The sequence below is a fragment of the Actinomadura rugatobispora genome, from assembly GCF_042656285.1.
Classification (GTDB): domain Bacteria; phylum Actinomycetota; class Actinomycetes; order Streptosporangiales; family Streptosporangiaceae; genus Spirillospora; species Spirillospora rugatobispora.
The window spans coordinates 1-8,862 of the sequence record NZ_JBHSON010000187.1; the positions used below are offsets into that span (position 1 = coordinate 1).

Here is an 8,862-nt window from a genome sequence, read left to right on the forward strand (position 1 = left end):
CTGCGTGCTGGTGGCCTCCGAGCCGGCTCCGTTGCCGGCGGTGACGTTGGCGGAGGTGCTGGCGACCTCCGATCTGCCGGGCGGGGTGGTCAACATCCTCACCGGCCACCGCGCCGAGCTGGCGCCGTGGCTGGCCTCGCACATGGACCTCAACGCGGTGGATCTGGCCGGGGTCGGGGCCGGGCAGGTGCCGGTGCTGGAGGAGGCGGCGGCAGGAAATCTCAAACGGGTCCTGCGTCCGCAGGAGGGGGCGGACTGGTCCGCAGCCCCCGGAACCGGGCGGATGACCGCGTTCCTGGAGACCAGGACCGTATGGCATCCGGTGGGCGTCTGACCCCTTCATCAGCGGAAATGCGTGTAGAGCGGCACGATCTGTGGAATAGATCTCCCCGAAACTGATCATCACGGGGGGGAGATCAGTGCCTACCAAGACGACATCTCGTACGACGTCGGGCCGAGGTACGGCCGCGCGTACGACGTCCAAGAAGAGCAGTACCGCGAAGCGGTCGGCGAGCACCGCCGGGCGTGCGGCGCCCAAGCGTTCGAGCGCCGCCCGGACCAGCACCGCCGGCCGCACCACCGTCCGCAGGACCACGGGCACCGCGTCCAGGTCCTCGGGCACGACCAGGTCGACGGGCACCACCCGGCGTACGAGCACGTCGAGCCGCGGCACCGCCGCGCGCAGGAGCACCGGCACCACGCGTGCGAGCACGACCGGGACCGCCCGCAGGAGCACGACGGGGCGGACGGGCACCACCAGGTCGACGAGCCGGACCACGGCCGCGTCGAGCCGCACCTCGGCCGCCGCGGCCACCAAGGTCACCAAGGCGGCGACCGAGGCCAAGGCCGCCGCGACGAAGATGAAGTCGGTGGCGACCAAGGCGACGTCCTCGGCCAAGGCCATGACGGCCATGACCAGGGCGATGACGACCGCGACCAAGGCGATGACCGACGCGTCCAAGGCGATGAACGCCGCGGCGAAGGCCATCACCACGCAGGCCAAGGCCACGCCCAGGGCGAGCACGTCGCGCACGGCGGGCACCCGGACCACGACCTCGCGCACCGGTACCCGGGCCGCCGGCACCGGCACCCGGGCACGGGCGGGCACGCGCAGCACGACCTCGCGCGGCACCGGCACCCGGAGTACCGCGGCCCGGTCGAGGAGCACGGGGACGGGGACGCGGAGCACGGCCTCGCGGAGCACCGCGTCGCGGAGCTCGGGAACGCGGGCGTCCGGCACCCGGAGCTCGGGCACGCGCGCCACGAGCACGCGGAGCTCCGGCACCGGCCGCACGTCCTCGCGGTCCAGCTCGTCCCGGCGGACGAGCACGGCGGCCAAGTCGGCGCCGTCCCGCACCACGAAGAACGAGACGGCGCCGCCGCCGGCGATGGTCGAGCCCAAGACCGAACCGGGCTCGGTGCGGCAGTCGGCGAACACCACCGAGGGCGGGTTCCTGACGGGCATCACCGGGGGCGGCCGGAACGGCTGAGGCGGATCGGCCGCCCGGCGGCGGAGCCCCTGCCCGCGCACGCGCACGGCGCGGACGCGCACGGCGCGCACGTGGGACGGGGCTTCGCCGGGCGTGCCCGCGTGCCCGCGGGCGGCCGGAGGCCACGGGATCAACGGAGGCCAGAGCATGGACGACAAGCAGATCCTGGCGCGCATCGGCGAGTACGTCGCGGACGAGCAGCGGCTGCGCGAGCGGCACCTGCGCGGTGAGCTGACCCGGGACGAGGAGCGCGAGCGGCTGGAGCGGCTGGAGGTGGCCCTGGACCAGTGCTGGGACCTTCTCCGGCAGCGCCGGGCGCGGCTCGGCGCCGGGACGGACCCTGACGAGGCCGAGGTGCGGCCGCCGGGCGAAGTGGAAGGCTATCTGCAGTAATCATGGGCGAGAACGGTCGGCGCCTCCGGTTCGGATACTTCCTGATGCCGGAGGCGGACGCGCCGCTGCTCGACATCGCCCAGCGGGCGGACCGGTACGGTCTCGACCTGCTCGGCATCCAGGACCAGCCGTACCAGGGCCGGCACGCCGACGCGCACAGCCTGATGGGGGCCGTGCTGGGCGCCACGGGCCGGATCCGGGTGTTCCCGGCGGTGTCGTGCCTGCCGTTGCGGCCGCCCGTGCTGCTCGCCAAGGCGATGGCGACCCTGGACCTGGTGAGCGGTGGCCGGGTGGAGCTCGGCCTGGGCGCGGGCGCGTTCCGGGACGCCATCGGGGCCTACGGCGGGCCCCGGCTCACGGCCGGTGACGCGCGCGCCGCGCTGGAGGAGGCGGTGCTGCTCATCCGGTCGATGTGGGACGCGGACGGCGGCGGCGTGTGCTTCCGCGGCGAGCACTACCGGCTGGACGGCGCGCCGCCCGGCCCCGTGCCCGGACGCCGGATCGACGTGTGGCTGGGTGTGACGGGGCCGCGCGCGCTGGCCCTGACGGGACGGGTCGCGGACGGCTGGATCGCCTCGTCCGCGCGCGTGCCGCCGGGGCGGCTGGTGGACGCGCGGCGCCGGATCGACGAGGCCGCCAAGGACGCGGGCCGCGACCCGGCGGACATCCGCCGGATCTACATTCTCAGCGGCTCGTTCGGGCCGGGCGGGCCCGGCGGATTCCTGAACGGCGACTCCGGCCAGTGGGTCGGTGAGATCGCCGAACTGGCCCTGGGGTACGGCGTCGACTCGTTCCTCTACGACGGCGACCCGGAGTATCTGGAGACCTTCGCGCTGGAGATCGTGCCGGCCGTCCGCGAGACCGTCATGCGCGAACGTGCCTGAACCACCGGCGTCGCCGCGGGTGGACGGTCACATGCGTTCGGGCGTGGGGACGCCGAGGAGGCCGAGGCCGGTGACCAGCGTGCGCAGTGTCGCCGCGGCGAGGGCCAGCCGGGACGCCTTCGTCTCCTCGTCGGGCGCCTTCAGCACCGGGCAGTTCTCGTGGAACGTCGTGTAGGCCGACGCCAGCTCGAAGATGTAGCTCGCCAGCCGGTGCGGCTCGGCGTTCGCCGCCGCCTGCTCCAGCGCCGCGCCGAAGCTCAGCAGGTGCAGCGCCAGCGCCCGCTCCGCCTCGTGCCCGACGACGATCGGGCCGGTGGCGTCCTCAGGCGCCAGCCCGCCCTTGCGGAAGATCGACCGGATCCGGGCCACGGCGTACTGCAGGTAGGGGCCGGTGTTGCCGCGGAACGCGATCATCCGGTCGAAGTCGAAGATGTACTCGCTGTCGCGTGCCACCGACAGGTCGGCGTACTTGACCGCGCCCATCCCGACCGCCTCGACGATCGCGGCCCGGGTGGCCTCGTCGAAGGCCTCGTCGCGCTGGATCTTGTCGTACTCCACGCCGGCCCGCTCGACCGCCTCGTCCAGCAGCTCGACCAGCTTGACGGTGCCGCCGGCCCGGGTGCGCAGGATCTTGCCGTCGGTGCCCAGCACGTTGCCGATCTCGGCGTGCTCCGCCACCACCTCGCCGTCCAGCCAGCCGGCCATCCGCGCCACCGCGAACACCATCTGGAAGTGCAGCGACTGCGGGGCGCCCACCACGTAGATCATCCGGTTGACGTGCTCGGTGTCGACCCGGTACCGGACGGTCGCCAGATCGCTGGTGGAGTAGTTGTAGCCGCCGTCGCTCTTGCGGATGATCACCGGGAGCGGCTCGCCCTCCCGGCCGGTGAACCCGGGCGGGAACGCGCACAGCGCCCCGTCGCTGATCACCCCGATGCCCTTGGCCTCCAGCTCCTCGGCCGTCGGCGCCAGCAGGTCGTTGTAGAAGCTCTCGCCCTTGATGTGGTCGTCGGTCAGCGTGATGCCGAGCCGCTCGTACACCGTGTTGAAGTACCGCTTGGACACGTCCACGAGGATCTGCCAGAGCCGCAGCGTCTCCGGGTCGCCCGCCTGCAGCGCGACCACCCGCCGCCGCGACCGGTCGGCGAAGCCCTCGTCGCCGTCGAACTTGGCCCGCGCCGCCTGGTAGAACGCGGTCAGGTCGCTGACCGAGGCGTCGTCGCGCGCGGCCGCGTCCTCGCCGAGGTCCAGCAGGTGCTCGATGAGCATGCCGAACGGGGTGCCCCAGTCGCCGACGTGGTTGTCCCTGATGACCTCGTGGCCGAGGAACTCCAGGATCCGGGCGATCGCGTCGCCGACGATCGTCGTCCGCAGATGCCCGACGTGCATCTCCTTGGCCACGTTGGGCGAGGAGTACTCCACCACGACCCGCTGCGGCGCCTCGACCGGCGGGACGGCCAGCCGGTCGTCCTCCAGCACCTGCTGCGCCTGCCCGGCGATCCACTCGTCCCGGAGCGTGATGTTGATGAACCCCGGGCCGCTGACCTCGACGCCGGCGGTCAGGTCGGCGACGTCCAGCCGCTCGACGATCTCCGCGGCCACCTCGCGCGGCTTGCGGCCCAGCTTCTTGGCCAGCGGCAGGGCGACGTTGGCCTGAAGGTCGGCGAACTGCGACGGCCGGATGACCGGGTCGGCGTCCGCGTACGACGGTCCGAAGGCGGCGGCGAGCGCGCCTGAGACCCGGGCGGCGAGAACGAGTTGCGGATCGGGCATGCCCCAAGGTTATCGGCGCGACGGAGTGCAACCGGTAACCCTTTACGCGAGCCTCGCGGTCAGCGCTCCGAGGGGCCCTTCTCGGCCGCGCCGGCGGTGCACTCCGGGGCCGGGGGCACGTCCTGCCGCGGCTCTGCGGGCGCAGGCGCGGGCGCGGGCGCGGCCTCCGCGTCCTGCTGCTCCGGCTTCTCCTTCTCGGCCTCCGGCGCCTCGGGCGCGGGGACGCCCTCCCGCTTGTCGCCCTTCTCCCTGTCCTTGTCGCCGTCGCGGTCGCCGTGCATCAGCCGCCCCAGCCTGGACGGCGTCCGCGTCGCGGCGATCTGCTCGCGGATCCGGTCCACGATCCGGCCCGCCGCCAGATCGTGCGCCAGCAGGCAGGACGAGGTGATGGCGCGGGCCCTGGACGCGCCGTGCGCGATCACCACGGTCCCGTTCAGGCCGAGCAGCACCCCGCCGCCGTAGGTCTCCGAATCCAGCCGGTCGCGCAGCTCCAGCAGCCGCCGGCGCTGCAGCAGCGTCCCGATCCGCGCCGTCCGGCTGCCGGACATCGTCGCCCGCAGCTCGGAGAGGGCCATCCGCACCGTGCCCTCCATGGTCTTCAACGCCACGTTGCCGGTGAACCCGTCGGTGACGACCACGTCGACGGTCCCGGCCAGCAGGTCGTGACCCTCCACGTTCCCCGCGAACTCGATGCCGTGCTGCCCGCCGGACAGCAGCTCGTACGCCCGCTTGGTCACCTTGTCGCCCTTGCCCGCCTCGGCCCCGATGTTCAGCAGCCCCACCCGCGGCCTGGGCAGGCCGAGCAGGATCTGCGCGTACGCCGTCCCCACCGCCGCGAACTGCACCAGCGTCTCCGGCTTCACATCGGCCGTCGCCCCCGAGTCCAGCAGCACCGTCGGCCGCGGCCGCGTGGGCAGCGTCACCGCGATCGCCGGCCGCAGCACGCCCTGCTGGCCCTTCAGCCGCAACCGCGCCGTGGCGACCACCCCGGCCGTCGTCCCCGCCGACACCAGCGCCGACGCCCGGCCCTGCTTGATGAGATGGCACGCGATCGCGATGGACGAGCGCGGCTTGCGCCAGCCGGCCAGCGCCCCCTCGTCCATGTCGAGGGCCTCGTCGGCGTGCACGATCGGGATCTCCCCGACCACCCCGTGCCGGTCCAGCTCGTGCCGGATCCGCGGAGCCTGCCCCACCAGGACCAGCCGCACCCCGTGATCGCGGACCGCGGCCACCGCCCCGGCGATGACCTCCTCGGGCGCGTGGTCGCCGCCCATCGTGTCGACGGCGACGGGCGCGGGACGGTCCGGCGACGGGCGCGAAGGCCCGCCCGTGCCGGTCATGGCGGCTCCAGATCGTGAAAGGACGGCGACGGCCGCAAGAACGCAGCTCATCGCATGTTAAGGCCCTTTCATCGTGGAGGGGCGCGTCATCGTGGAGGGACGACCCTCCACACCTGCTCATCGTGGGGGGACGACCCCCGCGATGTCAGTTGGTCTTGGCGTGGCAGTCGGGGCCGAGGCAGCCGGCGTTCTCGACGACCGGGCTGCCGTCCACCAGGATCGTGTAGTGGTGCGCCTTGGACTTGTCCTCGCCGGTGCCGATGACGTGGACGATGCGCTTGTCGGACGTCGTGCCGTAGCAGCCGGCGCGGAGCTTGAGCTTGGTCCAGCCCGGCATGTCCTTGCAGGTCAGGGATTTGCCCAGGGAGATGCCGCGGCGGCGGAGCTCGTCGGTCGCGGTGGACGCGAGGGCGCCGCGCAGCGCGGACTGGGTCGGGTAGCGCAGTTGCTTGGAATCGGTCAGCAGCAGATAGGCGATCCCGGCCGCGGCACCGGCCAGGAGCAGGCCGGTGAGGCCGGCCGCCAGGGCTTTCACTCGCGTGATCTTCACAGGTCGTACATCGCCCGTGACCCCGGGTGCATGCGAGGCGCGCCGAGGTTTTCCCGAGTCCTTGCGCGTTCTCGACGGATTCAGCAGCCGCGGCCGAGGCACCGCTTGCGGAGCGGTGCGCGGCCGTCCACCGTGATCACGTACGACTCGCGGGGGTGGGCGGTGTCGGCCTCCACCGCGCCGCCGGTGACGACGACCTTGGCGCCGGTGGCGGTACGGCCCGTGCAGTGGATCCGGACGACGGCGTCGTTGCCGGTCGCGGGGGTCGTGCAGTCGGGGCGCCGGTTCATCCGTACGCCGTGGGCGGCCAGTTCGGCGACCGTGCCGTCGGCGACGGCGTTGCGGTAGGCGCCCTCGGAGATCCGCTTCATCAGCTGGCAGCCCGACAGCGCCAGCGTGAGCGCGACGGCCAGCGCGCAGATCCGGACGGTGCGCATCATGGTTTCGCCACCGCGGCGACGGCGTCGGCGATCGCGTCCGGGCGGTCGAGCTGGAGCATGTGCTTGGCGCGGGGCAGTTCGACCTGGCGTCCGCGTGGGCTCATGGCGGCCAGCCGGCGGTGGCCTTCGGCCCAGGACGGGCCGGCGTCGCCGAGCGCGGTCAGCACGACGAGGGGGAGGTCGGGGAACGGGCGGCGGTCGCGGAGCGCGTCCAGGTCGGCGGCCATCTCCCGGTAGGCGAGTTCCTCCGCGACGATGGTGCCGAGCACGGTGCCGCGGCCGTAGACGTCCCGGACGGTCTCCGCCGGGACGGTGTCGTCGCGGTCGCTGGTGAAGCGCAGGACGAGCCGCCGGCCGGCGGGGCCCGCCAGGCGGGCGAGCCGGGTGGCGTTCAGGCCGGTGCCGAGGGCCCTGGCCAGCGGGTCGAGGGCGGCGGCGAGGCGGGGCCGGGCGCACGGGTCGCGTTCCTGGCTGGGGTCGACGAGGACGAGTCCGTTCAGGAGTTCGGGGTGCAGCCGGGCGAGGGCTTCGGCGGTGAAGGCGCCCATGGAGTGCGCCAGGACGGTCACCGGGGGGCCGATCTCGTCGGCGAGGGCCGCCATGATCCGGACGTTGCGCCGGAGGCTGGGCGGCGCCTGCGCGGCGGGGCTGCGGCCGAGCCCGGGGTTGTCGTAGACGACGACCCGGTGGTCCTCGCGGAGCAGTTCCACGGTGGGGTCCCAGTCGAACCAGGCGCCGCCGAGGCCGGAGGCGAGCAGCAGCGGGGGGCCCTCGCCCGATTCGACGACGTGGACCTGCTCGCCTGCGGCGTTCGCGATCCTCACAGGTGGGCTCTCTCTCGTACGGGCGGCGGGCCGCCGGTCCGGACGCGCCGGTCCTGGTAGAGCGCCCAGGCGATGGTCAGCAGGCCCAGGACGAGGATGCTGATCTGGACGCGCTGGATGATGCCGAGCCAGCGGCCGAGGAGCATCGCGAGCAGGGTGCCGAGGGCGCAGACCGTCTCGACCAGGGCCAGCAGCCAGCCCCAGCGGGCGAGGACGGGCCACCAGCCGTACCGGCGGGCGGCCAGGGACAGCGCGAGCAGCGCCGCCACCCCGAAGGTGATCACCAGGCTGCTGGTGACGGCGTGGAAGGAGTGCGAGAAGCTGACTTTCTCGGCGCGTTCGCGCAGGGCGCAACTCGTCTCGAGGCTGGGGGCGCAGTCGAGGGGGAAGACGGCGTCGCCGATGGCGCACAGCCCGAACAGGGCCAGGGAGATCCAGCCGATGACGGCCAGCGGCCGCCGCCGCAGCGTGAGCAGGGCGATGACCGCGACGGTGATGGCCAGGGCGCCGGTGATGAAGTCGCCGCCGCTGTAGACCGAGTGGTAGGGCTGGTCGACGGCCGACAGCTCGCTGACGTAGCCGTTGATGCTGTCCTGGTGGGGGCTGAGCCAGTGCTCGAGGAAGAACGTGCTGTAGGTGATCGCGGCGACCAGCGCCAGCAGCGCGGCGAGGGCGGGCGCGGAACCCGGCCGGTCGGGTTGCTGCGATGCGTTCACCTGGCTCCCACCGGTCGGTTCGACGTCCCCACAGCATAGGGACCCGGGCAAGGGGTCTCACTCACGTCCCGTAACCGGTGGGGCGGGCGGGGCGGCAGGTGGCGACACTTCGGTCATTTATCCGATCTACGGTTGACCAGCATCTTTGTAGTCGCATAAGGGTAGATATTCGGCATAGGCAGGGTTCAACCGCTTCAATGGGGGTGGCCTGGGCCGAACCGATCACTGTTCGTGACATGCGTGCCCCAGGGTGCGTGCACTGCACCGCGAATTCAAGGAGACCCAACACGTGACACTGGTGAACGACGCGGCTCCCGCAATGCGATCGTCCGGTCGCAAGTTCCGCGCCTTCACGGCGAAGCACCTCGACGAGCTGACCGCCCGGGCCGGGCTGAGCGAGCAGGAACGGCTGGAGACCAGGGCGGTCGCGACCGTCCTGCCCTTCCGGACCA

At 73.0% G+C, this 8,862-nt stretch carries 10 protein-coding genes; 4 read left to right on the plus strand and 6 right to left on the minus strand.

Annotation, left to right across the window (positions count from 1 at the left end):
• From ACFPZN_RS55180 to ACFPZN_RS55195, 4 genes are all read left to right on the plus strand, one after another.
• A partial coding sequence (locus ACFPZN_RS55180; RefSeq protein WP_378293290.1) for an aldehyde dehydrogenase family protein occupies positions 1-334 on the plus strand: 334 nt, incomplete at its 5' end.
• Positions 335-419: 85 nt separating this feature from the next.
• Positions 420-1,490 carry a hypothetical protein gene (locus tag ACFPZN_RS55185; RefSeq protein ID WP_378293292.1) on the plus strand — a complete coding sequence of 357 codons (1,071 nt, stop codon included), beginning with the start codon at positions 420-422 and terminating at the stop codon, positions 1,488-1,490.
• A 147-nt stretch (positions 1,491-1,637) separates the two neighbouring features.
• Positions 1,638-1,883: a DUF2630 family protein gene (locus tag ACFPZN_RS55190; protein ID WP_378293294.1), complete on the plus strand. Its 246-nt coding sequence runs from the start codon at positions 1,638-1,640 to the stop codon at positions 1,881-1,883.
• A gap of 2 nt (positions 1,884-1,885) precedes the next feature.
• The gene (locus ACFPZN_RS55195) at positions 1,886-2,767 is read left to right on the plus strand and encodes an LLM class flavin-dependent oxidoreductase (protein ID WP_378293296.1); all 882 of its coding nucleotides are present in this window, start codon (positions 1,886-1,888) and stop codon (positions 2,765-2,767) included.
• Positions 2,768-2,794: 27 nt separating this feature from the next.
• Here ACFPZN_RS55195 and argS read toward each other — a convergent pair whose 3' ends face one another.
• From argS to ACFPZN_RS55225, 6 genes are all read right to left on the minus strand, one after another.
• Positions 2,795-4,540 (minus strand): arginine--tRNA ligase, encoded by a 1,746-nt coding sequence (argS, locus tag ACFPZN_RS55200; protein ID WP_378293298.1) that lies wholly within the window; start codon positions 4,538-4,540, stop codon positions 2,795-2,797.
• A gap of 59 nt (positions 4,541-4,599) precedes the next feature.
• Positions 4,600-5,880 (minus strand): phosphate acyltransferase PlsX, encoded by a 1,281-nt coding sequence (gene plsX / locus ACFPZN_RS55205; RefSeq protein WP_378293300.1) that lies wholly within the window; start codon positions 5,878-5,880, stop codon positions 4,600-4,602.
• Between the two features lie 145 nt (positions 5,881-6,025).
• A complete protein-coding gene (locus ACFPZN_RS55210) occupies positions 6,026-6,415 on the minus strand; it encodes a hypothetical protein (protein WP_378293302.1) in 390 nt (129 codons plus the stop codon).
• 95 nt (positions 6,416-6,510) lie between these two features.
• Complete coding sequence (locus ACFPZN_RS55215; protein ID WP_378293304.1) at positions 6,511-6,870, minus strand: hypothetical protein; 360 nt, start codon at positions 6,868-6,870, stop codon at positions 6,511-6,513.
• A complete protein-coding gene (locus tag ACFPZN_RS55220) occupies positions 6,867-7,694 on the minus strand; it encodes an alpha/beta fold hydrolase (RefSeq protein ID WP_378293306.1) in 828 nt (275 codons plus the stop codon). Before ACFPZN_RS55220 ends, ACFPZN_RS55215 begins: the two co-directional genes overlap by 4 nt.
• Positions 7,691-8,410, minus strand: a complete 720-nt coding sequence (locus ACFPZN_RS55225) for a DUF998 domain-containing protein (RefSeq protein WP_378293308.1) — start codon at positions 8,408-8,410, stop codon at positions 7,691-7,693. Before ACFPZN_RS55225 ends, ACFPZN_RS55220 begins: the two co-directional genes overlap by 4 nt.
• Positions 8,411-8,862 lie beyond the last annotated feature (452 nt).

What these genes read in the sequence shown, in the direction of transcription:
- ACFPZN_RS55215 (WP_378293304.1), bottom strand. Translation starts at nt 6,870, where the DNA reads ATGATGCGCACCGTCCGGATCTGCGCGCTGGCCGTCGCGCTCACGCTG.
- argS (WP_378293298.1), bottom strand. Translation starts at nt 4,540, where the DNA reads ATGCCCGATCCGCAACTCGTTCTCGCCGCCCGGGTCTCAGGCGCGCTC.
- plsX (WP_378293300.1), bottom strand. Translation starts at nt 5,880, where the DNA reads ATGACCGGCACGGGCGGGCCTTCGCGCCCGTCGCCGGACCGTCCCGCG.
- ACFPZN_RS55190 (WP_378293294.1), top strand. Translation starts at nt 1,638, where the DNA reads ATGGACGACAAGCAGATCCTGGCGCGCATCGGCGAGTACGTCGCGGAC.
- ACFPZN_RS55195 (WP_378293296.1), top strand. Translation starts at nt 1,886, where the DNA reads ATGGGCGAGAACGGTCGGCGCCTCCGGTTCGGATACTTCCTGATGCCG.